19 protein-coding genes and 1 pseudogene are annotated in these 24,781 nt (G+C 55.8%); 5 read left to right on the top strand and 15 right to left on the bottom strand.

The window, feature by feature from the left end:
* The 7 genes and pseudogenes from IR141_RS08885 to alaS form a co-directional block, all read right to left on the bottom strand.
* Window positions 1-199 (bottom strand): annotated as a pseudogene (locus tag IR141_RS08885) (IS1595 family transposase); the annotation flags it as partial.
* A gap of 92 nt (window positions 200-291) precedes the next feature.
* On the bottom strand, window positions 292-588 hold the full coding sequence (gene yfaE, locus IR141_RS08890; RefSeq protein WP_135036144.1) for a class I ribonucleotide reductase maintenance protein YfaE: 297 nt from the start codon (window positions 586-588) through the stop codon (window positions 292-294).
* A gap of 140 nt (window positions 589-728) precedes the next feature.
* On the bottom strand, window positions 729-1,862 hold the full coding sequence (gene nrdB / locus IR141_RS08895; RefSeq protein WP_135036194.1) for a class Ia ribonucleoside-diphosphate reductase subunit beta: 1,134 nt from the start codon (window positions 1,860-1,862) through the stop codon (window positions 729-731).
* A gap of 132 nt (window positions 1,863-1,994) precedes the next feature.
* Entirely contained in the window at window positions 1,995-4,274 is a 2,280-nt protein-coding gene (gene nrdA / locus IR141_RS08900) for a class 1a ribonucleoside-diphosphate reductase subunit alpha (RefSeq protein WP_135036147.1), read from the bottom strand.
* A 491-nt stretch (window positions 4,275-4,765) separates the two neighbouring features.
* Window positions 4,766-6,256 (bottom strand): cardiolipin synthase, encoded by a 1,491-nt coding sequence (cls, locus tag IR141_RS08905; RefSeq protein ID WP_135036152.1) that lies wholly within the window; start codon window positions 6,254-6,256, stop codon window positions 4,766-4,768.
* A 114-nt stretch (window positions 6,257-6,370) separates the two neighbouring features.
* Window positions 6,371-7,369: a branched-chain-amino-acid transaminase gene (gene ilvE / locus IR141_RS08910; protein WP_135036196.1), complete on the bottom strand. Its 999-nt coding sequence runs from the start codon at window positions 7,367-7,369 to the stop codon at window positions 6,371-6,373.
* A gap of 271 nt (window positions 7,370-7,640) precedes the next feature.
* Window positions 7,641-10,541, bottom strand: a complete 2,901-nt coding sequence (gene alaS, locus IR141_RS08915; protein WP_135036156.1) for an alanine--tRNA ligase — start codon at window positions 10,539-10,541, stop codon at window positions 7,641-7,643.
* Window positions 10,542-11,072: 531 nt separating this feature from the next.
* Here alaS and IR141_RS08920 point away from each other — a divergent pair.
* Window positions 11,073-11,915: a 23S rRNA (adenine(2030)-N(6))-methyltransferase RlmJ gene (locus IR141_RS08920; protein ID WP_135036159.1), complete on the top strand. Its 843-nt coding sequence runs from the start codon at window positions 11,073-11,075 to the stop codon at window positions 11,913-11,915.
* A 211-nt stretch (window positions 11,916-12,126) separates the two neighbouring features.
* Entirely contained in the window at window positions 12,127-13,509 is a 1,383-nt protein-coding gene (locus IR141_RS08925; protein ID WP_135036161.1) for a phosphomannomutase/phosphoglucomutase, read from the top strand.
* A 25-nt stretch (window positions 13,510-13,534) separates the two neighbouring features.
* On the opposite strand, the gene IR141_RS08930 is transcribed toward IR141_RS08925, so the two are convergent.
* Complete coding sequence (locus tag IR141_RS08930) at window positions 13,535-13,696, bottom strand: hypothetical protein (RefSeq protein WP_167743139.1); 162 nt, start codon at window positions 13,694-13,696, stop codon at window positions 13,535-13,537.
* 103 nt (window positions 13,697-13,799) lie between these two features.
* Window positions 13,800-14,624, bottom strand: coding sequence for a ferritin-like domain-containing protein (locus tag IR141_RS08935; RefSeq protein WP_135036164.1), 825 nt, complete (start codon window positions 14,622-14,624; stop codon window positions 13,800-13,802).
* Between the two features lie 365 nt (window positions 14,625-14,989).
* On the opposite strand from IR141_RS08935, the gene lolA reads away from it, so the two are divergent.
* The 3 genes from lolA to IR141_RS13465 all read left to right on the top strand — a co-directional run bounded on the left by lolA (window position 14,990) and on the right by IR141_RS13465 (window position 18,908).
* Entirely contained in the window at window positions 14,990-15,607 is a 618-nt protein-coding gene (gene lolA, locus IR141_RS08940; RefSeq protein ID WP_135036167.1) for an outer membrane lipoprotein chaperone LolA, read from the top strand.
* An 800-nt stretch (window positions 15,608-16,407) separates the two neighbouring features.
* Window positions 16,408-18,390 (top strand): DNA mismatch repair endonuclease MutL, encoded by a 1,983-nt coding sequence (gene mutL / locus IR141_RS08945; protein WP_135036170.1) that lies wholly within the window; start codon window positions 16,408-16,410, stop codon window positions 18,388-18,390.
* Window positions 18,391-18,632: 242 nt separating this feature from the next.
* The gene (locus IR141_RS13465; RefSeq protein WP_135036173.1) at window positions 18,633-18,908 is read left to right on the top strand and encodes a hypothetical protein; all 276 of its coding nucleotides are present in this window, start codon (window positions 18,633-18,635) and stop codon (window positions 18,906-18,908) included.
* A 60-nt stretch (window positions 18,909-18,968) separates the two neighbouring features.
* Here the strand turns inward: IR141_RS13465 and IR141_RS08950 are convergent, their stop codons facing one another.
* From IR141_RS08950 to IR141_RS13470, 6 genes are all read right to left on the bottom strand, one after another.
* Window positions 18,969-19,718 carry an ABC transporter permease gene (locus IR141_RS08950; protein ID WP_135036176.1) on the bottom strand — a complete coding sequence of 250 codons (750 nt, stop codon included), beginning with the start codon at window positions 19,716-19,718 and terminating at the stop codon, window positions 18,969-18,971.
* A 62-nt stretch (window positions 19,719-19,780) separates the two neighbouring features.
* A complete protein-coding gene (locus IR141_RS08955) occupies window positions 19,781-20,947 on the bottom strand; it encodes an ABC transporter substrate-binding protein (RefSeq protein ID WP_135036179.1) in 1,167 nt (388 codons plus the stop codon).
* Window positions 20,948-21,045: 98 nt separating this feature from the next.
* Entirely contained in the window at window positions 21,046-21,846 is an 801-nt protein-coding gene (locus tag IR141_RS08960) for an ABC transporter ATP-binding protein (RefSeq protein ID WP_135036182.1), read from the bottom strand.
* A gap of 181 nt (window positions 21,847-22,027) precedes the next feature.
* Window positions 22,028-23,131 carry an acyl-CoA dehydrogenase family protein gene (locus IR141_RS08965; protein ID WP_135036185.1) on the bottom strand — a complete coding sequence of 368 codons (1,104 nt, stop codon included), beginning with the start codon at window positions 23,129-23,131 and terminating at the stop codon, window positions 22,028-22,030.
* 187 nt (window positions 23,132-23,318) lie between these two features.
* Window positions 23,319-23,867, bottom strand: coding sequence for a carboxymuconolactone decarboxylase family protein (locus IR141_RS08970; RefSeq protein WP_135036188.1), 549 nt, complete (start codon window positions 23,865-23,867; stop codon window positions 23,319-23,321).
* Between the two features lie 594 nt (window positions 23,868-24,461).
* A partial coding sequence (locus IR141_RS13470) for a hypothetical protein (protein ID WP_209304416.1) occupies window positions 24,462-24,781 on the bottom strand: 320 nt, incomplete at its 5' end.

The raw sequence follows: 24,781 nt of genomic DNA on the forward strand, positions 1-24,781 counted from the left end.
CATCAACTTCTACTTCACCATCAAGCATTTCCAGATGCGGGCTGTTGTGATAGATAAGTAAGCGCAAACGGTGGAAGTAATAGGCAGCGGTATTTTTATTGACGCTAACTAATTGCGCCGCTGTGCGGGCGGTAACACCTGCAACAAATAGTTCAATCAGTTTGTTTTGCTTGTACTGACTTAAACGACTTTTTCTCATAGGGATTATTCTAACCTGAAGTTAAATTTCCCTAGTTATCTAGTACAGCCCCTTAATTTTTATAAAAACAATATTGAGATACCGGCTTGCAGCTATTCTTCAAACAAATCCACGTCAAACAAATCCGGCTCCTGCACACGCATACCGCAATCCACTTCCACCGCCTCGGTAACACGGCAACAGCAAGGCAAAATTTCACCCGGCGCAATAAACGCCAGCGGAAAGTTATCATACTCTACCCTGCCCGATACGATTTTCATACGGCATGAGCCGCAATAGCCGCTGCGGCATTGATATTCGATTTCATGGCCGGTGCGCTCCAGCCCTTCCAACAGGGTTTCCTCCTGCCGAAGCTCGAAAACCTTATCGCGCGTGGTGATGAAAACCATAAAAGAAATTCCGCTTGTGCGGCCTGTTTGCCGCATTGTTTTCGGACGGCCAATCAAGAAACCGGCAAAAATTTCAAGCCGTCTGAACATCTGCGGCACAATCCGCAATTTTCAGACGGCCTTGTTTGCCATAATAAATATTAAAGCTCGAAATCGCCCAAATCCTCGGCATTCACTTCGGCATCGATTTGCCCGATCAGATAAGACGAAATTTCCACTTCCTGCGGCGCCACCTGCACATTGTCAGACGACAGCCACGCATTAATCCACGGAATCGGGTTTTGCGAAGCGTTTTCAAATGCCGGCTTCAAACCCACCGCCTGCATACGGAGGTTGGTAATATAATCAACGTATTGGCTGAGAATTTCTTTATTCAGGCCGATCATCGAGCCGTCTTTAAACAGGTATTGGGCCCATTCTTTTTCTTGCAGGGCTGCTTTTTTAAACAGCTCGAAACATTCCTGCTCCAATTCGGCGGCGATTTCCGCCATCTCGGCATCATCGGCACCGCTGCGCATCAGATTAATCATGTGTTGCGTACCGGTAAGGTGCAGGGCTTCATCGCGCGCAATCAGTTTGATGATTTTGGCGTTGCCCTCCATCAGCTCGCGTTCGGCAAAGGCAAACGAGCAGGCAAACGATACATAAAACCGAATAGCCTCCAGCACGTTTACACACATCAGACACAAATACAACTTCTTCTTCAACTCGCGCAGGCTCACGCGCACGGTTTTGCCGTTGACCCTGTGTTCGCCCTCCCCTAAGAGGTTGTAATATTGGGTATATTCAATCAAATCATCGTAGTAGCAGGCTATGTCTTCGGCACGGGCGATGATATAGGCGTTATCGACAATATCGTCAAACACGATAGAGGGGTCGTTGACGATATTGCGGATAATGTGGGTGTAGCTGCGCGAGTGGATGGTCTCGGAAAAACTCCAGGTTTCAATCCAGGTTTCCAACTCGGGAATCGACACCAACGGCAGCATTGCCACATTGGGGCTTCTGCCCTGAATCGAATCGAGCAGGGTTTGGTATTTCAAATTGCTGATAAAGATGTGTTTTTCATGATCCGGCAGGTTTTGGTAATCGATGCGGTCACGCGACACATCGATTTCTTCCGGCCGCCAGAAAAACGACAATTGTTTCTCAATCAGTTTTTCAAAAATTTCGTATTTCTGTTGGTCGTAACGTGCCACATTCACCGGCTGGCCGAAAAACATCGGCTCGGTTAAGGCGTTGTTTTTTTCTTTGCTGAAGGTGCTGTATTGCATGACCAAGTGTTCGCAAGACATGGCAGAACTCTCTTTAAGGTTTTAAATTTACAGAAGATTGTTTCGGGTTTTCAGACGGCCTTAAGGCCGTCTGAAAATATTAGGCCGGCAATGTTGATTTCTTAACACACATCAAATCTTACACGCCCCGCCTGCGCAGCCATCGTCCTGCAAATCGGTCTGCGTATCGTCTGCGCCGTCCCGGGTATTGTGGTAATACAGGGTTTTCAGACCGAATTTGTAGGCGGTGAGCAAATCTTTCAGCAGCTGTTTCATCGGCACGCGGCCGCCTTCGAAGCGTTGCGGATCGTAGGCGGTGTTGGCAGAAACGGCCTGATCGACAAATTTCTGCATCACGCCCACCAGTTTCAAATAGCCGTCATTGGAGGGCATCTGCCACAACAGTTCGTATTGGTTTTTCAGCCGCTCGAATTCCGGCACCACCTGTTTCAAAATGCCGTCTTTCGAAGCTTTGACGGAAACCAGCCCGCGCGGCGGCTCGATGCCGTTGGTGGCGTTGGCGATTTGGGAGCTGGTTTCAGACGGCATCAGTGCGGTCAGGGTGGAGTTGCGCAGGCCGTGTTTGACGATGTCGGCGCGCAGGCCTTCCCAATCAAGGTGCAGCGGCTCTTGGCAGACGCTGTCCAAATCTTTTTTATAGGTGTCGATGGGCAGCTTGCCTTGCGCATAGGTGGTTTCGTTAAACGCCGGGCAGGCACCGGATTCTTGGGCAAGTTTCACCGAGGCTTTGAGCAGGTAATACTGAACCGCTTCAAAGGTGCGGTGGGTTAAGGCAATAGCGGAATCATCACTGTATTTCATGCCGTTTTTGGCCAGATAGTAGGCATAGTTGATCACGCCGATGCCGAGGGTGCGGCGGTTCATGGTAGCGTGGCGGGCAGCTTTAACGGGATAATCTTGGTAATCCAGCAGGGCATCGAGCGCGCGCACGGCCAAATCGGCCAGATTTTCGAGCTCGTCCAAACTCTCCAACGCGCCGAGATTGAAAGCCGACAGGGTACACAGGGCAATTTCGCCGTTTTCATCGTTGATGTCGTTTAAGGGTTTGGTCGGCAGCGCGATTTCCAGGCATAAGTTAGACTGGCGCACCGGTGCCGCTTTCGGGTCGAACGGGCTGTGGGTGTTGCAGTGGTCGACATTTTGGATATAAACGCGGCCGGTGCCGGCGCGTTCCTGCATCAGCAGCGAAAACAGCTCGGTGGCGGGCACCACGCGCTTGCGGACGGCGGGGTCTTGCTCGTATTGGATATAGAGCCGCTCGAATTCGTCTTGATCGGCAAAAAAAGCATCATAGAGGCCGGGCACTTCGTGCGGTGAAAACAAGGCGATATCACCACCTTTAATCAGACGGGTGTAGAGCAGGCGGTTAATCTGCACACCGTAATCGAGGTGGCGCACACGGTTGTCTTCCACACCGCGGTTGTTTTTCAACACCAGCAGGCTTTCTACTTCGATGTGCCACAAGGGGTAGAACAAGGTGGCCGCACCGCCGCGCACGCCGCCTTGCGAGCAGGATTTAACGGCCGCCTGAAACATTTTGAAAAACGGAATACAGCCGGTGTGCTGCGCTTCGCCGCCGCGGATTTCGCTGCCCAAACCGCGGATGCGGCCGGCATTGATGCCGATGCCGGCGCGTTGGGAAACGTATTTCACAATCGCGCTGGTGGTGGCATTGATGGAATCGAGGCTGTCGTCGCACTCAATCAACACACAGCTTGAAAACTGGCGCGTGGGTGTACGCACACCGCTCATAATCGGCGTGGGCAGGGAAATTTTGAAGGTGGAAACGGCATCATAAAAGCGTTTCACATAATCCAGGCGGGTAGCTTTCGGATATTTGGCAAACAGACACATTGCCACCAATACATACAGAAACTGCGGGGTTTCGTAGATTTGGCGGGTAACGCGGTTTTGCACCAAATATTTACCTTCAAGCTGTTTGACCGCGCCGTAAGAGAAAGCCATATCGCGGTTGTGGTCGATATAGGCGTTCAGTTCGTCAAACTCTTTCCGGCTGTAATCGGCCAGAAGATGGCGGTCGTATTTTCCCGCTTCGGCAAGTTTGGCAACATGATCATAAAGGTGCGGCGGCTCGAATCGACCGTAGGCGATTTTGCGCAGGTGGAAAACCGCCAACCGGGCGGCCAGATACTGGTAATCGGGGGTATCCTGGGAAATCAGGTCGGCGGCGGCCTTGATGATGGTTTCGTGAATGTCGTCTGTGCGGATGCCGTTGTAAAACTGGATATGCGACTTCAGCTCCACCTGTGATACGGAAACATTGTTCAACCCTTCCGCCGCCCAGTTGATCACGCGGTGGATTTTATACAGATCAATCTCTTCCAAACGCCCGTCGCGCTTGGTTACTTTCAGGTTGGTTGGTGCGTTCATCGGCTTATCCTAAAATGGGGCAAAAACACAAGATACGGTAGTATTGCATCAAGAGAAACACAATATACAGTATTTCGAAAAACACTACCAGTCTTGACAAGCCGCCTGTAATGCAGTTCTGCACCCCCCTCTCTGCCGCACACACCGCTAACGTGTCCGTTTGTCGGTTTGTGCTTGAAACCTCTCTGAAAACAGTTTGCCGCTGCAAAACAATATCTTGCCTGCCGATGAGAACAGGGTGTAACCGGCACCCTGCCCTGCGGCAGCCTGCCTCCCCCCCCCCCCAAAAAAAAACCCTGCTTCTCAAATGTCTGAAAAGCCACGGTGGTGCGGTTGGCTTCGCGTGAAGCTTGTTTGTAAATATTGGTTAATTTATATTAAGTTAAAGATTCATGTTGCGCCGGCAAACCAATGGCCCGGCCGTCTGAAAATATAGGTCACGGCTTAAACCGCGCCGGATATTTTCAGACGGCCGGGCCGACACTTCTGCATCACAGCAGCGGGCTCATCAGGCGCACGGTGTTTTCCACCAGCCCCCACCATCTTGCGCGCTGCTGCCATCCCTTCATGCTCACATAACGGCTGTTTTTCAGGTATGTTTGTTGCAAATCAACCACTTGTCTGGTAATGGTTTTGTCGTAAACCGCCAGGCTGATTTCGAGATTCAGAAAGAAGCTGCGCATATCCATATTCACCGTGCCGAAGAGTGTGTAGCCTTCATCGATGGTCATGGTCTTGGCGTGCAGCAGCCCGCCTTCAAACAGAGCGATATTCACACCCGCTTTCAACAGCATGGGGTAATAGGCGCGCGAGGCATAACGCACCATCAGCGAATCGACTTTGGCCGGCAGTATCAGGGTAACGTCCACCCCGCGCTTGGCTGCGGTGGTGAGCGCCATCAAAAGCGGATCATCAGGTACAAAATACGGGCTGGTAATCACGATTTTCCGGGTGGCCGAATAAATGGCACTGATGATGGTTTCGTAAATCACCCGTTCTCCCTGGTCGGGAGCAGACGGTATCACTTGGGCGGCAATATTGCCCGCGCGCATTTTATCGGGCAGCATGGCGGGAATGATTTCGCTATAAGTGTCCAAATATTGCTGTACGCCGACCAGATTTTCGTCATTTTCCACCGCTAAATCGGCATAAAACACCGCCGTCATTTCCAGCACCATCGGCCCTGTGCAACGCATCATCACGTCTACCCATTCCCCTACGCCCGAATTTTGCTTGAAAAAGCGCGGATCAACCAAGTTATAGCTGCCGGTGTAGCCGATTTTTTTATCTATAATCAAAATTTTGCGGTGGTTGCGCAAATCACTGCGGGTAAACAGCGTGCGCAAGGGGCCCACCGGGAGCGCAGCGTGTACTTCGACACCGGCGGTGCGCAGTTTTTTTGCCCAGACGCCGTTGAGAAACCTGCGGCTGCCCACCGCATCGGCCAGCACCGCGCAATCTACTCCGCGCCGGGCCGCTTCGATTACGGCATCAAGCAGCGTTTCAATCCGGCCCTGGGGGTCAATAATGTAAAACGCCAACAGGCACGATTGTTCGGCGGCGCGGATATCGGCCAGCATGGTATCGACAATTTCGTCAGTAGTCGACAGCAGCGTCATGGCATTGTTGCGGGTTGCGCCCAAGCCGGTGGTATCCGCCGCCACTTTGGCAATACCCCGGTAACGCGGGCGGATTGCGTTGGTAACATCCAGGTCGATATCGGCCAGATACCGCTCGGCAAACTCGCTGTAAAAGCGGTTCATTTCAGCCGTCCGCTTGGCACGCGCCAGCCCCAGGCGCGGCTCGCCCAGCATCAGGTAGGCAACCACGCCGAAAAGCGGAAACAAAAACAGAATAATCAGCCATGCAAAGGCCGTGCCGGTATTGCGCTGTTTGTAAAGCACCCGCACCATGCAGGCCAGTGCTGCGGCGGTGTGCAGATAGAGCAGAATCTGCCCCCAGGGAATTTGGATAGTATTCATTGCATTGTGTTGTGTCGTTGCCAAACGGTTTCAGACGGCCTGAAACCTGTTGCACAGACTAAAAGGCCGTCTGAAAGTTCGGTATTTTTCAGACGGCCTTTTGAAGCGCAAGCCTTATGCCACTTTAACCAACCAGCCGTAACGGTCTTCGGCCGCGCCGTATTGGATATCGGTAACGGCTTTGCGGATGGCCGTGCCGCGCTCTTGGCCGGCCACAGTGATTTCTTTGCCGTCTATCACAAAAGAAGTAACCGGTGAAACCACTGCCGCCGTGCCGGTTAAAATGGCCTCGGCACCGTTTTCCACAGCTTCGTGCAGCTCTTCCACAGTGAAATTGCGTTCGCTGATCCGATAGCCCATATCGCGCGCCACTTTCAATACCGAATCACGGGTTACGCCGTGTAAAAATTCATCGGTCAGCGGCTTGGTAACGATTTCACCGCCTTTAATCAGGGCAAAATTCGCCGCCGCGGTTTCCTGCACGTCGCCGTTCGGGCAAAACAAAACTTGATGTACGCCGTATTCTTTGCGCGCTTTGGCCACCCAGGGCAAGGCCGAAGCATAGTTGCCGCCGCATTTCACACGGCCCATATGCGGGGCGCAGCGCATATGCTGCGTTTCCACCAAAATCTTCATCGGCGAACCGGCTTTGAAATAATCCCCGACCGGAGAAGCCAAAATATACAGAACGGCGTTATCCGAACCGACCGCCGCCTTGCCGATCACCGGATCGGTGCCGATTAAGGTCGGGCGCAGATACAGCGAAGCCGGCGCATCGGGGATTTCGTCTGCAGCACGCGCCACCAGCTCGATCAAAGCATCGAGAAAAGCCCCGGTTTGCGGCACGGGCAGCCCCAACAGTTTGGCACTTTGCTGCATACGGGCGATATTCGCATCAGGGCGGAACAGCACGACACCGCCGTTTTGCTGGCGGAAAGCCTTCAGCCCCTCGAAACACTCGCTGCCGTAATGCAGGCAGTGCGCGCCCGGGTGCAGCTGCAGATTATCGGCAGGCTGCCAGCGCACGCTCTGCCAAGCGCCGTTTTCAAAGGCCAATACCGGCATATCTTTATGGAAAACGCTGCCGAATACGGCGGGAACTTCTCTTGCCATGATGGATACTTTCGGGTGGTTGAGGGTTGAGGGTTGATGGTGGAAAATATGAAAATACTCTTTGCCCGTCTGCTTGGCAAGCCCTGCCGGCACGATATTGCAGGTGCGTTGCAGCATCAGTTTGGCGCGGTTTGCAGGCAGACACGGCGCAAACCGATGCCGCCCTGCCCCGCCGTACCGCCATACCCGGTATTGCGCGCCGTGCAGCGTGGGTTCGCCATACCGTACCGGCTGTTCAGACGGCCGGAGCCGCTTTTTGGATTGACTCCAATCAAGCCAGCCTGCCGCGCACCCAGTTTTCCACACTCTCCAGAGCCGCAGGCAGTTTGTCGGGCTCTCTGCCGCCGGCCTGCGCCAAATCGGGGCGGCCGCCGCCTTTGCCGCCGGTTTGCGCGGCAACAAAATTCACCAGCTCCCCGGCTTTGATTTTTTCGGTCAGCGGTTTGGAAACGGCTGCGCAAAGCGATACTTTGCCGCTGTTTGCGGCGGCAAGCAGCACCACCGCCTTGTCGGATCTGCCGGCCAAATCGGCGGCAATGTCGCGCAGTGCGGCGGCTTCGGCATCGATTTGGGCGGCCACCAGTTTGGCCGCGCCCAAATCGCGGGCGGAATCCAGCAGCTTGGCACCGGCATAAACGGCCAGTTCGGCTTTGGCTTTGAGCAATTCTTTTTCCAATGCTTTGCCGTGTGCGGCATGGGCTTGGATTTTGGCCAATACGTCTTTTTCGGTTTGCGCTTTCACTTCGGCGATGATGCCGCGAAGCAGCTGCTCCTGGTTCTGCGCCCATTGCAGCGCGCTCAAACCCGTGATGGCTTCGATGCGGCGGATGCCGGCGGCAATGCCGCTTTCGCCGGTGATTTTGAAAAAGCCGATATCGCCGGTGCGCGCCACATGGGTGCCGCCGCACAGTTCGGTCGAATATTTCCCCATCTCCACCACGCGCACGAAATCGCCGTATTTTTCGCCAAACAGCATAATGGCGCCGGTTTTCTGCGCATCTTCCATGCTCATGGTTTTTACTTCCACCGGCACGTTCTGCATGATGGCATGATTGACCCTGCGCTCCACTTCGGCAATTTCTTCTGCGCTGATGCCTTGCGGGTGGGAAATGTCGAAACGGGTGGATTCTGCATTTTGCAGCGAGCCCTTCTGTTCGACATGGCTGCCGAGCACATCGCGCAAGGCCTGGTGCATCAGGTGGGTAACGCTGTGGTTGCGGGTGATGCGTTCACGCAGGGCGTTGTCGATTTCGGCGGTTACGCTGTCGCCCGTTTTCAGACGGCCTGACACCACGGTACCGAAATGGCCGGTTACGGTGGCTTTGATTTTCTGGGTATCGTCCACTCGGAAGCTTTGTCCGTCTGAAAGCCCTGAAATCAAGCCCGTATCGCCCACTTGGCCGCCGCTTTCGGCATAAAAAGGCGTTTGGTCGAGCACCACGGTGCCGCTTTCGCCTTCACCCAGTTCGTTTACCGCCCTGCCGTCTTGATAAAGCGCGAGAATCCTGGCTTCGGTTTTGCATTGGGTGTAGCCTGTGAATTCGGTGTCTCCACCGCTGTAGGCAAGCTGTGTGCCGGCCTTGAAAGTTTGCGCGGCGCGGGCGCGGGCGCGTTGGGCTTCCATTTCGCGGTTGAAGCCTGCTTCGTCCAACTCGATGCCCAGCTCGCGCGCCATATCGGCGGTGAGGTCGTAGGGGAAACCGTAGGTGTCGTAGAGTTTGAACACGTGTTCGCCGGCGAGAATCATCTTGCTGTTGGCAATGTTTTCATTGACATAGCGTTCCAAGGCTTCGGCAAACGGGCGGTGTTCGGGCTGGACTTCGTTTTTTTCGAGCACTTGCGCCAAGCCGAAGCTCTGGCTTTCGTTCAGACGGCCTGCGTCCTGCCTGCGCAGCACTATCGTTTTTTGGCCGGCGTTTTGGCGGGAGGCAGCGGTAAACTCAATGCCCTCTGCGGTTTTCAGCTTCAGCGGCTCCCCCGCGCCCTCGAGCGGCAGCAGGCTTTCGAGTTTGAGAAACTGCATACCGCGCCAAACCTGGTTAAACAGCCCCATACCGGTTTCGAGCGTTTGTCCGAAGCGCGTTTCTTCGCCCTGCAGCGCTTCCATAATCCGGGTTTGCTTTTCTTTCAATTCGGGGTAGGCTGCACCCATTTCTCTCACCAAATCGGGCACCAGTTTGTAGAAGAAGGGCTGCTTTTGGCCTAGCTTGTAGCCGTGGCGCACGGCACGGCGGATGATGCGGCGCAACACATAACCGCGGCCTTCGTTGCCCGGCATCACACCGTCTGCAATCAGAAACGAACAGGCACGGATATGGTCGGCAATCACTTTCAGGCTGGGTTCTTCCATGCTGAAAGGCACGCCGGTTTCGCGCGCGGCGGCTTTGAGCAGGTTTTCAAACAAATCGGTTTCGTAATTGCTGTTTACATGCTGCATCACGGCGGCCATGCGCTCCAGGCCCATGCCGGTGTCCACGCTGGGTTTGGGCAGCGGGTTCATATTGCCTTGGGCATCGCGGTTAAACTGCATAAACACGCAGTTCCAGATTTCGATAAAGCGGTCGCCGTCTTCTTCGGGGCTTCCCGGCGGACCGCCCCGGATATGGCTGCCGTGGTCGTAGAAAATTTCGGAGCAGGGGCCGCAGGGGCCGGTGTCGCCCATCTGCCAGAAATTATCGCTGGCATAGCGGCTGCCTTTGTTGTCGCCGATGCGGATGATTTTTTCAGGCGGCAGGCCGATTTCGTTGAGCCAGATATTGTAGGCTTCATCGTCTTCGGCATACACGGTGGCCAGCAGCTTTTCTTGCGGCAGGTTGAGCCATTCGCTCGAGGTGAGGAATTCCCAGGCAAAATGAATGGCATCGCGCTTGAAATAGTCGCCAAACGAAAAATTGCCCATCATTTCAAAAAAGGTGTGATGGCGGGCGGTGTAACCGACATTTTCCAAATCGTTGTGTTTGCCGCCGGCGCGCACGCATTTCTGCGCGGTGGCGGCGCGGCTGTAGGGGCGTTTGTCGAAGCCGAGAAACACATCTTTAAATTGGTTCATGCCGGCGTTGGTAAACAGCAGCGTCGGGTCGTCGTGCGGCACCAGCGAAGAAGAGGCCACAATCTGATGGCCTTTGCTTTCAAAAAAATTCAAGAATTTGCGGCGGAGTTCTGCGGTTTTCATGGTGGTTTCTGCAATGGGTTAAACGGTTTCAGACGGCCTTGAAACGAAACACCCGGCCGTCTGAAAAAACTGAATCAAAAATCCTGCGTATCTTACCGCAGATTTGCCCCTGCGCCTACTCAAACACACGGCACCGGCCTGCCTCGCCTGTTTCTTGGCGATAGATTTAATCCCGTTGCCGCACCGCCGCACTTTGGCTTTCAGCATATGGTTTGCCGGCCGCTGAAACGGCAACCAAACCGAGGCTCTATATTTGCGCCTGCGACTCCCCCGCTTTCTATAATTGTTGGAGCGGATCAGCCATATCCAAGTTATTTAACCCGCCATAGTGAATCCGCCCGTTTTCCACCGGAGCATTGCCGCGCGCCCGCTCGAAAAAACAGTTTTGCCAGCCGGGCGGCAGCAGAATCGGTTTCGTGTTATCCGCACTTTCCGCGACCTGCTGCCTGATACCGAAAATAAACCGGATTCACCATATGGCGGCCGCTTCATTTAAAATCGCGCTTTCCCACTTTTTCAGACGGCCTCTCCATGCTCAGCTACCGCCACGCCTTTCATGCCGGCAACCATGCCGATATGCTCAAGCATTTCACGCTCTTTCTCGTGCTCGAATACTTCAACCGTAAAAACAAACCTTATTGGTATATCGACACCCACAGCGGCGCGGGTCTGTATGACTTGGGCGGCAGCGAAGCGCAGAAAGTGGGCGAACACCAACAGGGCATAGGGCGGCTGCGGCAGGCGCAAAACCTGCCCGCCCTGTTGCAGGCATTTGCAGGCCGTCTGAACAGCATGCTGCCGCAGCCCGGCCTTTATTGCGGCTCGCCGTGGCTGGCTCTTTCGCTCACCCGACCCGCCGACAAACTGCGCCTGTTTGAGCTGCACCCGGCCGATTTCCGGCATTTGCAGCACAATATGCAAGCCCGCTTGGGCAGGCGCGGCCTGGCCTTGCAGGCAGACGGCTATCAGGGGCTGGTTTCCCTGCTGCCGCCCCCTGCCCGCCGCGCCGTGGTGTTAATCGACCCGCCCTATGAAGAAAAACAGGACTACACCCGGGTGGTTAACACGCTGAAAGAATCGCTGAAACGTTTTGCATCAGGGTGTTATCTGGTTTGGTATCCCTGCCTGAGCCGCGAAGAAAGCCGCCGGCTGCCTCAGCAGCTGGGCAAACTCTCGCCCGAAAACCATTTGCAGGCCGAGCTCTATGTGAAAACGCCGCGTGCAGACGGCTTCGGCATGCACGGCAGCGGCATATTCGTTATCAACCCGCCCTATCTGCTGGCGCAACAGTTGCAGCAAACCCTGCCCGCACTCACCGCCCTGCTCGCTCAAGACAGCGGCGCACATTTTGTGCTTGAGCATCAAATCCCGTAAAACACCGCAGCAAATCCGGCGGCCGAAACGGCAGCCCGCCCCAATGCCGCAAAGGCAAAATTCCCGCTGTTTCGAAGCCGCCGGCCTTTGGCCGCCGTTGCAGCTTTAAGCCAGGTCAAAAGCCGTCTGAAAAGCGTTCAGACGGCCTCTATGCACTGTGCTACAATCGTCCGAACCCCTTTTTATCGACAACCACGGCAAAGGAAACACCATGGCAACCATCGCCCGCGACATCTTCAAAGCCTACGACATACGGGGCATTGTCGGCAAAACCCTCACCAACGAAGCTGCCTATCTCATCGGCAAAGCCATTGCCGCCAAAGCAGCCGCGCAAGGCATCACCAAAATCGCGCTCGGCCGCGACGGCCGCCTGAGCGGCCCCAAGCTGATGCAGAACATTGCACGCGGCTTCACCGAAAGCGGCATCGATGTGCTCAACGTGGGCATGGTCGCCACACCCATGCTCTATTTTGCCGCCATCCAAGAGTGCGGCGGCAGCGGCGTAATGATTACCGGCAGCCACAACCCGCCCGACTACAACGGCTTCAAAATGATGCTCGGCGGCGATACGCTGGCCGGCGGAGCCATTCAGGAACTTTTGGAAATCATCGAAAACGATGCTTTCGCGAAGCCGCAAACCGAAGGCCGTATGAGCGGGCTGGATATTTTCCCGCAATATCTCGAAACCATTGCCGGCCACATCAAGCTCAAACGCCCGCTGAAAATCATTGCCGATGCAGGCAACGGCGTGGCCGGTGCATTTGCCGGCACGCTCTACCGCGCACTCGGCTGCGAAGTAACCGAGCTCTTCTGCGAGGTGGACGGCAACTTCCCCAACCACCACCCCGACCCGGCCAAGCCGAAAAACCTGCAAGACGTGATTGACGGGCTGAAAAACAGCGATGCCGAAATCGGCCTGGCTTTCGATGGCGACGGCGACCGCCTGGGCGTGGTTACCAAAGAAGGCAACATCATCTACCCCGACCGCCAGCTGATGCTGTTTGCCCGAGACGTTTTAAGCCGCAACCCGGGCGCAAAAGTGATTTTCGATGTGAAATCCACCCGCCTTTTGGCACCGTGGATACGCGAACACGGCGGTGAGCCGGTTATGGAAAAAACCGGCCACAGCTTTATCAAATCTTCGATGAAGCAAAACGGCGCACTGCTGGCCGGCGAAATGAGCGGCCACACTTTCTTTAAAGAACGCTGGTTCGGCTTCGACGACGGCCTCTATGCGGGCTGCCGCCTGCTGGAAATCTTATCCGCTTCCGACAACCCCTCTGCCGTGCTCGACGCCCTGCCGCAAAGCATTTCCACCCCCGAAATCAACATCGACCTGCCCGAAGGCAGCAACGGCCACCAAGTGATTGAAAAATTGGCAAAAAACGCGAAGTTTGAAGGCGCCGCCGAAATCATCACCATAGACGGCCTGCGGGTGGAATTTTCAGACGGCTTCGGCCTGATGCGCGCCTCCAACACCACGCCCGTGCTGGTGCTGCGCTTCGAGGCCGACAGCGAAACAGCCATCGGGCGCATTCAAAACCAGTTTAAAGCCGTGATTGAAAGCAACCCCGCGCTGCATTGGCCGCTGTAAGCCGGCAACGGGTTTGAAACAACCATCAGGCCGTCTGAAAATAGGGTTCAGACGGCCTGATGGTTTCTGCTGCGCTTTCAACCGCTTGCAAACAGTATTTAAGCGGTTGGGCCACACTGCCTGCGGCGGCTGCCCGGCTGTTGTATTGAGAAACGGCCGCATTCAGCCATAAACCTGCCTCCGGCATTCGGCTTGCCCGGCCGGCTTTTACCTGATTTCTCAGGGAGCCGTTTAGGTTTTCCCGACCCCTTATGAAAATCTGCCCGGCCGTCTGAAACCGCCGGCTGCCGTTATCTGCTTTTCAACCCGCGCTCGAAATCTTCCAGCATAGCCAGCTCGAAACGGCTGAAGCCCGCCTGCCGGCGCGCTTCGATGTTCACATAGCCTCTGAAAACAAACAGATCGTAGCGCGAAACCAGCGCGCGGAACAACGCCGCCGGCTCCAAACCGCGCCCGGCGCACAAATGCTGATACCAACGGTTGCCGATCTTCACATGCCCCACTTCGTCGCGGTAGATAATGTCGAGCGCGGTGCAGGTTTCGGCATCGCCTTTCTGTGCCACTTTGGCGCGGATGGCGGGGGTAACGTCCAACCCCCGCGCCTCCAGCACGCGCGGCACCAGCGCCATGCGCAGCAGCGGATCAAACGCGGTTTTATACGCCATGTCCCACAAATGATTGTGCGCCTCGAAATCGCCGTAATCGAAACCGTGTGCCTGCAAACGCGCACGCATCAACCTGAAATGGCAGGCTTCTTCTTTGGCCACGCGTATCCAGTCGGCGGTAAACGCGGCAGGCAGGCTGCGGAAACGGTAGGCCGCATCGAGCGCCAGATTCACGGCGTTGAATTCGATATGGCAGATGGCGTGCAGCATCGCCGCATAACCTTCGGGCGTGTTCATTTTGCGCGCCCTGACCGCATCGGGCGGCACCAGCTCCGGCCTGGCCGGACGGCCGGCAAAACGGAAATCTTCGGGCGCGTCTGCCGGCGCATTGCTCAGCAGGCCGTCTGAAAAAGCAGCGGATATTTCATCGGTCAAGCGGCATTTTGCTTCAGGGCTGCATTCTTTTAACGCAGACAACAGCACGGGAAAAACAGATGGTGTTGTATTCATGTGATACATTATAACGGTAAACGGGTTTTAAATTCAGGTTAAACACCGGGCCGTTTTTCGCCTGCCCATAAGCATTTAGGTTTTCAGACGGCCTTTACACAGGAACAAGCCGCCCTCTGCTGCACACCAAAGTATTGTGTTTCCCGCCTGAAGGCTTAAGATACGCCCCAACGGCCAACCCGCTCCGTTCCCGTTGCCCCGTTGCCGCGCCGATTCAGAGAAAACGGTTTGCCGGCCGCCGAAACGGCAGCGGAACCGGCTCCGCACTGTCTGTATTGCCTGCGGACTGCCTGTGCCGCAAATAAAGCGTACCCCCCGGCCTGCGGAAACCAAATCGAACTCTTTGCCGAAAGGAATATTTCACCATGCAGAAAAAACCACTGTTTGCCACCTTTGCCGCCGTTCTTTGCCTGGGCATCGGCAGCGCACACGCCGGCGCGATCGATGAGCTGAAGAAATTCAATGCCGACACCGACGGCATCAGCGGCAGTTTCACCCAAACCGTCAAAAGCAAAAAGAAAACCCAAACCACCAACGGCACCTTTCAGATTCTGCGCCCCGGCCTGTTTAAATGGCAATACACCAGCCCCTACAAACAAACCATCGTAGGCGACGGCAAAACCATCTGGCTTTATGATGTCGATTTGGCGCAGGTAACCAAATCGCCGCAAGACCAAACCATAGGCGACAGCCCCGCCGCGATTTTATCCAACAAATCCGCGCTCGAGAGCAGCTATTCGCTGAAAGAAGACGGCACCGCCGGCGGCATCGATTATGTGCGCGCCCTGCCCAAGAAAAATAATGCGGGTTATCAATATATCCGCATCGGCTTTCAAGGCGACGCGCTGGCAGCCATGCAGTTGAAAGACAGCTTCGGCAACGAAACTACCATCCGTTTCAGCAACATAGATATGAAACCCAATCTCGCGCGCAGCGCATTTTCCTTCACCCCGCCCAAAGGCGTGGACGTGTTGAGCAATTAATTTTATCAAACTAAAAAAACTGCCTGAAACTTTCAGGCAGTTTTTTTAGTTTTACTCTTATTTACGAAACTAATTTTCAAAAAAATGAACAGATATAAAGTGAAACATGCGCATGTCTCATATCCCCTTAACAATTTTATTTTTAAGGAGTTTATCATGCAGATTTTGACAACCAATGAATTGAAAAATGTTTCTGGTGATGGGACTGGGGTACTGGCTCATTCATAGGTGCCGCTATCGGCCAAGTCCTTCACCCCTATGGAAATATTCCGGGTGGTGCTATCGGTAGTATTTTTGACAATATTGACTATTATGCTTGGGGCGAAAGCTATAAGCAGGATGTTCATGATGCTATTCAAAGAGGCGAAATTCCAGCTGATTAACGTTTGAATGCATATCGGTTTATATCAAACCGATATGCATTTTACCTATTCTACTTAAAATACCATACATGAGATATGAATTTATGCATCAATTTTCTTCAGTAAGGATTATCTGTATAAGCATATGCTTTCTATCTGCATATTTTTTCATTTACAAACCTTATAATATTCAAGGTATCAATACCATTACGCTGATTCTTTCAACTACATATATAGCCAATCTGCTATATGCGGCCTTTCTGTTTATCAATAGAAAAATATCGGAAAATAAAGATTAAGCCAATTCATTTAAATCAAACGGCTACTGCGGTTAACCAAACCATGATAAACAGCAGATGCTGAATATTTTTCAGACGGCCTAATCAGTTATAATATCCGCCCGAACAACCGATTCACGCCTGTTTTCGAGAACCGCCCATGCCCCGTATCGCCGCCCTTCCCGACCACCTTGTCAACCAAATCGCCGCCGGAGAAGTGGTGGAACGCCCCGCCAACGCGCTCAAGGAAATCGTTGAAAACAGCATCGACGCAGGTGCCACGGCGGTGGAAGTGGAGCTTGCCGGCGGCGGCATACGCCAAATCCGCGTGAGCGACAACGGCAGCGGCATTCCCGCCGACGACATCGCCCTCGCCCTGCACCGCCACGCCACCAGCAAAATCCAAACCCTCAGCGATTTGGAACACGTTGCCAGCATGGGCTTTCGCGGCGAAGGCCTCGCCAGCATCGCCTCAGTGAGCCGTCTCACGCTGACCAGCCGCACCGCCGGCAGCGCACACGCCAACCAAGTGAAGGCCGAAGACGGCAAACTCAGCAGCCCCGCCGCCGCCGCCCACCCCGTCGGCACCACCGTGGAAGTGGCCGAACTGTTTTTCAACACCCCCGCGCGGCGCAAGTTTTTGAAATCGGAAAACACCGAATACGCCCACTGCGCCACCATGCTCGAACGCCTTTCACTGGCACACCCCCACATCGCCTTTTCGCTCCGCCACAACGGCAAAAGCATTTTCAAACTGCCCGCGCAAACCCCGGCAGAGCGCATTGCCGCCATTGCCGGCAAAGATTTTCAGACGGCCTCCATAGAAATCGACAGCGGCGCAGGCACCATGCGCCTCTACGGCGCCATCGCCAAACCCACTTTTGCCAAAGGCCGCGCCGACAAACAATACTGTTTCGTCAACCGCCGCTTCGTGCGCGACAAAGTGATGATGCACGCCGTGAAACAGGCCTACCGCGATGTGCTGCACAACGCCGTTACCCCCGCTTTTGTGCTGTTTCTCGAGCTGCCGCCCGAAGCCGTGGACGCCAACGTGCACCCCGCCAAAACCGAAATCCGCTTCCGCGACAGCCAGGCCGTGCACCGGCTCGTGTTCCACACGCTCGACAAAGCCCTGGCCGCCACCTGCGCAGGCCAAACCGAAAGCGTTAGCAACGCCGGCAGCATGTTAAGCCCGGCCGCCCAAAGGCCGTCTGAAAAACAGCACGCAAGCCTTCAGGAAACATCCTTCCCCTACAGTTCAAACAAAAACGGCCTGCAAGCCCCGCCGCAACAGCAAACCTTCGGCGGCTTCGGCGGCACAAAATCTGCGCCCGTGCCCTATTCTGCTGCCCGTATGCCTGCGCAGCGCGGCCTGTCGCTGCAGGAAAGCCGCGCCGCACTCGACACCTATGCCGAACTCTACCGCCGCACCGAGGCCGACAGCGAATTAAGCCGGTTTGAGCAGGCGCGTTTCGGCGGCAGCATACCGCCTGCCCGTTCAGACGGCCAACCTGCCCCCGACAGCGGCAGCGGTGAAACGGAATCCGCCGCAAACTGCCCGCCGTTGGGTTTCGCCATCGCCCAACTGTTGGGCATCTATATTCTCGCCCAAGCCGAAGACAGCCTGCTGCTCATCGATATGCACGCCGCCGCCGAGCGCGTGAACTACGAAAAAATGAAAGCCCAGCGCGAGCAGTTCGGCAGCCTGCAAAGCCAGCGCCTGCTGCTGCCCGTAACCTTCGAGGCCTCCCACGAAGAAACCGCCGCCCTGGCCGACCACGGCGAAGCCCTGCGCCCGTTCGGGCTGGAGCTATCCGACATGGGCGGCAACACCATCGCCGTGCGCGCCGTGCCCGCCATGCTCGGCAAAAGCGATGTAGCCGCCCTCGCCCGCGACATGCTGCGCGAAATCGCCCAAGCGGGCAGCAGCCGCGCAGTCGAAGTGCGCGAAAACCAAATCCTCTCCACCATGGCCTGCCACGGCTCCATCCGTGCCGGCCGCCGCCTGACCCTGCCCGAAATGAACGCCCTGCTGCGCGATATGGAAAACACTCCGCGCAGCAACCAATGCAACCACGGCCGCCCCACTTGGGTAAAACTCACGCTGAAAGAATTAGATGCACTGTTTCTGCGCGGGCAGTAAACCGCCATACGGGGCATCACTCGGCCGGTACGGCAAGAAGGCAATAAAATCCCGGCCTGCCCGTTACCGCGAATCTGCTTCATGTGCGGCACAAAGCGGCAGGCAGTATGAAGCCGGTTTTACCGCCGTGGCAGCGGCCTGCAAAACCGTTCTCCCAAGCCGGAGCGCAAGGCTGCAACGGAAACCAAGCAGATTCACGGCAAACCCTGCTGCTTAAAGCTTGAAAACACCCGCCCGATACCATGCACAGATTCAGCCCGATTATCGCGCAACCTATTAAAAATCATGCATTTTCAGACAGCCTGATAACAATTTGGCCAAAACCCCAAAGGCCGTCTGAAAACATGGTTGCCGTGCTTTCAGACGGCCTCGGTTCGGCCGCACGCCTGCTGCCGGGTTTCAACCGTGTTTCCACCAACTGCCCAGCCTGCGTGTGCCGCGTCGGGTGCCAGCCGATCAGGCCGGCAAATATCCGCAACAGAATGAAATCTATGAAAAATATCCCAAAGGCCGTCTGAAAACATGGTTGCCGTGATTTCAGACGGCCTCGGTTTACCCCCGTGCCTGCGGGCAAAGTTTCAACCGTGTTTCCACCAACTGCCCAGCCTGCGTGTGCCGCTGTCGAGCGCCCAGCCAATCAGGCCGATTAACACAATGGCGGCCATCAGCTCCGAATAGGCCAAACGGTCGCGGGTGTCGAGAATAAAATAGCCCAAACCTTCGTTTACGCCCAGCATTTCGCACGGCACCAACACCACCCACACGATGCCGATGGCCAGCCGCAGCCCGTTGAGAATATCGCCCGTTACGGCAGGCAGCATGATTTTAAACAGCATTTCGCCCCCGGTGGCCGAAAGCGAGCGCCCCAGCTCCAGCCATTGTTGGTTGATGTTTTTCACGCCCGATGCGGTGTTGAGGATAATCGGCCACACGGCGGCAAAGGCCAGCAGAAAATAAACCGGTGCATCGCCGATGCCGAACAGCATCACCACCACCGGCATCCACGAAAGCGGCGAAATCATGCGCAGAAACTGGAAAGCAGGGCCGGCAGTCTGCTCGGCTTTGGGCGAGAGCCCCAACGCAAACCCCACTGGCACGCCGATTAACAGCGCGAAAAACAAACCCACAAACACGCGCTGCAAACTTGCCCAGATATGCGGCCACAATTGGCCGTCTGAAAGCAGGATGCCCAAGCTGCCCAACGCAGGCGCGGGCGCGAGCAGATTGGCCAGCGGCATATTCTGAGCCAACAACACGGTGCCGGCCTGCCAAACCGCCAGCAGAGCCAGCAGCCCCAAGCCGCCGGGCAGATAGTTGTTCGACTTCATGGTTTTCCTTTTATTTCTGATGATATGTGTTCAGACGGCCCGCTCCGGCCGAATTGTCCGCCTCAAACCTCAAACACTTCTTTTCTGTCCAAACCCTGCAAACCAAACGCCTGCATCATTTCAAACGGCTTTAACGCCGCTTCCACAAAGCGCGTGTCAAACAGCTCTTTGGCCGCTTCGGCAGGATTGAGCGTCTGCAAAAATGTGTTTACGCCTGCCAAACGGGTTTGCTGCAGCAAGGTAACCAGCATTTCGCTGTACGATTGAAACGGGTAAGGCTGAAAATCGATGCGCTGCTGGTGCCAATCAAGATGCCTGACCGCGCCATCGCGCTCATACCTGCCCCACGCCGCCGGCTCGGGCTGCAACACGCTGCGCAACACTTGCGCATCGTGCGGGGTATATTGCTGCACCCCCTGCCTGGCCAGCAGGCCGGCAGTTTCGATGCGGTGGCTTTTCGCCCATGCGCAGGCCTGCACCAGCGAAGCCACCACCTTCTGCACCCATTCGGGGCGGTTTTGAATATCATGCTCGTGCATCATCGAAAGGCAGCAGGCATGGTCTTTCCAAATATCGCCGGAAAAGCGCAGCACCCTGCCCACGCCTTTGGCCTCGGCCAGCGCGTTAAACGGCTCGGCCACGATAAAGCCCGCAATCTGCCCGGAAGCCAGCCCCGGCACCATATCCGAAGGCGGCATCACCGTCAGCCGCACCTGCCCGGGCTGCGGTTTTTTCTCCACCACCTGCAAACCGGCCTGCCGTATCACCTGCTGCACAATCACATTGTGTATCGAATACCAAAACGGTACCGCCACCGTCTGCCCCTGCAGATCCCGCACACCCGCGATATCGGGGCGCACCGTCAGCGCCGAGCCGCAGGTGTGGTTCCACATCAGCGCGCGCACGGGGGCGTGGCTGCCGTAGCGCATCCACACGCTCATCGGCGAGAGCACATGAATCAGATTCACCTGCCCGCTTAAAAACGCCTCCACCAGGCTTGCCCAAGAGCGGAACAAAACGGGCTTCACGGCCTGCACCCCGTTTTGCCGGAACAGCCCCGTGCCGTGCGCCACCAGCAGTGGCGCGGCATCGAGAGTCGGCAGATAGCCGATGGTGAGCGGCGCATCGGGGTCGGCAGCGGCGCGTTTGGAGCAGGCCTGCAGCAGCGGCAGCGCAGCAGCGGCGCCGAACAAAGCGGAAAGTTTGAGAAAATCGCGGCGGGTGTGCATAGGGTATTTTTCAGAAAAGAAAAGCGGGTTGCGGTTTGAGCGGGTTGGTGTATTTTCAGACGGCCCAAAAGCGGCCGCTTGAAACGGCCTTGCGGTGTTTAAATCACAAAATCCACCGTTTTCGCCTGCATGCCGTATTGCTGCGCGTGATGCAGCGACTGCAAAATCTCGCCGCGCATGGTGTTCATCTCCCACAACTTATCGTGGCGCGGAAAGGGGTGTTGCGGCTGCCAGGTGCCGAGTATGCGGCCGGGCATCTGCCCTATCAAGACGATGCGGTCGGAAACCAGCAGGGCTTCATCGATATCGTGCGTTACCATCACCGCAGCGGTTTGGTGGCGGCAGACAATCCCTCGCAGCAAATCCTGCATTTGCGCGCGGATCACTTCATCGAGCGCGGAAAAAGGCTCGTCCAGCAGCAACACCTGCGGCTGGCGCGCCAGCGCGCGGGCAAGGGAAACCCGCTGCGCCATGCCGCCCGAAAGGGCTGAGGGAAACCGCTCGGCGGCATGGCCCAGCCCCACCTCGGCCAACGCCTCTGCCACGCGGTGGTTCAGCTCGTCTTTGCCGATACGCTGCTGTTTTTTGAAATCCAAACCGAATGCGACATTGCCGCGCACGCTCAGCCACGGCAGCAGGGAGGCCGTCTGAAACACAAAACCCACGCGCGGATGCGGCTTTTCCACATGCTCGCCCAACAGCGAAACAAGGCCTTGCAGCGGGCGGTTCAGCCCCGCCAACACGCGCAGCAGCGAAGATTTGCCCACGCCGCTGGGGCCGAGCAGGCTCACCAGCTCGCCCTGCCCCACGGTGAGGGAAAAATCTTGCAGAATGGTTTTCAGACGGCCTTGTTCTGAGTAGCCGAGAGAAAGGTTGTCAACGGAAAGCGCAGCGGTCATGGTTTTGCCTTGCGTGTCGTGTCGGGAGCAGTTCCGTCATACTCGGGTCAAGCCCGAGTATGACGCGTGCTTTATTATCAAAATAATTGACTTTATCTCTACTTTGCAGGAAAGATATTTTGTCGGCCAGGCCGTCTGAAAAACATGGTTGATTGTTTTCAGACGGCCTGTTTTGGTTGGTTCAAATCGAAAACTCTTCGCCGCCCATAAATTCCAACTCGCTGATTTCTTTGCGCAGGTGTTTCAAGGCGGGGGTAACGATGGCAACAAACATGGCTTCGCGCAGGCGGCGCTGCACCGGGCTGGACATCAAATAACCTTTTGCACCGGCGTGCAGGGCGGCCGACTGCGATGCATCGAGACACAATTGCGAAGCATCGGCGCGGGTTTGCAGGGTTTCGAGCATATTGGCCTGATTCAGATAGGCCTCGTCTGCCAGCCTCAGCGTTTTGCCCAGCAGCGCCTGATAGCGTTTTTGCAACCCACCGTGGCCGTGATCCAAGAAATCATTGGTTCCGCTGCCCGCATCGGCCAGCGCGATTTCGTGCAGGCATCCATCGATAATGCCCGCGCCGATGCCGATTTGCAGCAGGATAAAGCCCGCTTTGATGGCTTTGATGAAGTCGGCAAACTGCTCCGGCGCAGCCAAAACGTCTTCATGCGGCACAAAAACATTGTCAAACTTAACCGCAAACGTGCGCGTGCCTTCCAGCGCGCAAAATTCAGGACAGGCAATCAGCGACACGCCTTCGCGCTGCCCGCCGGTGATAAACATCACATAGCCGCCGCCGATTTGCGCGGTGTTTGCCCAAATATGGTCTGCGCCGAGATTGGACACCCACGGCAGCATACCGTTCACCAGATAGCCGCCCTCGGTTTCCACTGCCTGAAGCAGGTGTGCTTCGATGCCCGCCAAATGTTTGACGGTGTTCGACATACCCGTTCCCGCCAACACTTTGCCGCTTAACACATCAGGCAGATAACGTTTTACCGCCTGATTGGGCGTTTGGTGCAGATACCAGGCGCAGGCGGCTTGACACCATGCCGAAAAAGCGGTGGCACCGCAGGCCTTGCCGATTTCGCGCAACACGGCAATCTGCACGCCCAAGCCCAAACCGCTGCCGCCTTCGGCCCCGCTGCCCACGCAGGCAAAGCCGCCGGCCGCACCTGCCTTGCGCAGAAAGTCTTCAGGGTAAAGCCCTTTGCGGTCAATCTCTTCCACCAAAGGAACCAGATCGGTTTGCACAAGCTCGGCGATGTTTTTCAACAAAGTTTCGCGGGACATAAAAATTCTCCGTCAAAGCAAGATAAATACAGCAGGCCGCACACCGCCCGCAGGCGGCCGCCGAGCCTCCAAACAAGATAATGTATCCACACCTTTCCGGCGCATGGCAACAAAACCAACACAACCGCCAAACCGGCCATAGAAATTCAGGCCGTCTGAAACCGTTCAGACGGCCTGTAACGGCCAATCAGGCAAAATCCTGCAATTCGGGGTTGATTTCGGTTTTCGCCAGATTGTTGGTGTAGTTGCACAAAGTGGCCAGTGCCACCCCCAACACCACCTCTACCGCCTGCTGCTGGTTATAGCCCGCATCGAAAAACGCCTGCAGCTCGGCATCGGAAACCGCACCTTTGTTGGCCATCACAGCCACGGTAAACGCCGCCAGCGCAGAAAGTTTAGCATCGTCAAACGCAGCAGGATCAACGGCACGGCTGGCCACGACCGCTTTTTCGGAAAGCAGTTTTTTCAAAGTGGCCAGCTTAGTGTGGCCGGCCACGCAGAAGCCGCACTCGTTGGTTTTGGCGGCAATAATCTGCACCACCTCCACTTCGCCGGCACTCAGGCTGGTGGCAGCATTGAGCTTGCCCACCTCCTGATAAAACGCCAACGCCTCGGGCGAATTGGCCAAAACACCGATTAAATTGGGCAGAAAGCCATTGTTTTTTAAAGCAGCCTCCACGCGCGGCTTAGCCGCCTCAGGAGCAGTTTCAAGTGTGTGTACGGTTAAACGTGCCATAACTTTTCCTTAATGTGATTGGTTGCAAATCAAAGCGATACAGTAACAAAAAGCCACCGAAAAAGGAAATAAACAGAAAAACTTTAGATATAACGAAAGGTTATAAAATCCACCGCAAAACACACCAAGCAGAAAACACAAACTAAAAACCGTCTGCCAAACTTTCAGACGGCCTGATATTGCCCCCAAGAAAAAGGGGCATTTTGACATTCCTCCTCAACAAACCCGATTCATTACAAACCGTTACCCGCCACACTCTTGCATGCCTCACTGTGTCCGCCGCCCACCCTTGCCCGCCTCCGGCCAAACACCCGCCGCCGCATCAGTGCGGTAAGCTCCGGCCTGCTTTTCCCGCAACCTTTGGCCGTCTGAACGCAGCGGCTCGGGCAGGCCGCCCGGCAAAAAGCCTGAAAGAGGCTGTTAAGCCGGTACAGCCCGTTTAGTTTGGCGTTGAAGTATCCGCTTGTGAAAGGGAGTTGAACGGTCATCAGCCTGCCGCATCGCCACGCCTGAACCCGAGCACTTTCCCAAATCCTGCACCGCCTGCGTATTCCGTGAATCAAGCCATGATTGCCTCTGCCTGCAAACCGTCAATTATCCTGCCCGAACCCCTGTTGTGCAGGATAAAACCTTATCCGAAGCGGAGCATCCGGCCGTTTGGCCGAGCGTGAAATGATGGATAGGGAACCCGAACCTGCCAAACGCCGTGCCGGCACAGGCAAAGCAGGCGGGCGGCGGCGTTTTGGGGAGCGGCAGCATGGAAACACCGCCGTGTGTGCGTATCGCGCCCCTTATCCGGCAGGGGGCAGAAACGTGCATCTCATATATATGCTGTGCTGGCGCGCGGGCGTATCGTTCATCCAACAGGGTAAAAACACCGTCTGAAAGCTGCCCGGCCGTCTGAAAGCGTATCG

The organism is Neisseria sp. 19428wB4_WF04, assembly GCF_015235335.1.
Taxonomy (GTDB): Bacteria; Pseudomonadota; Gammaproteobacteria; order Burkholderiales; family Neisseriaceae; genus Neisseria; species Neisseria musculi.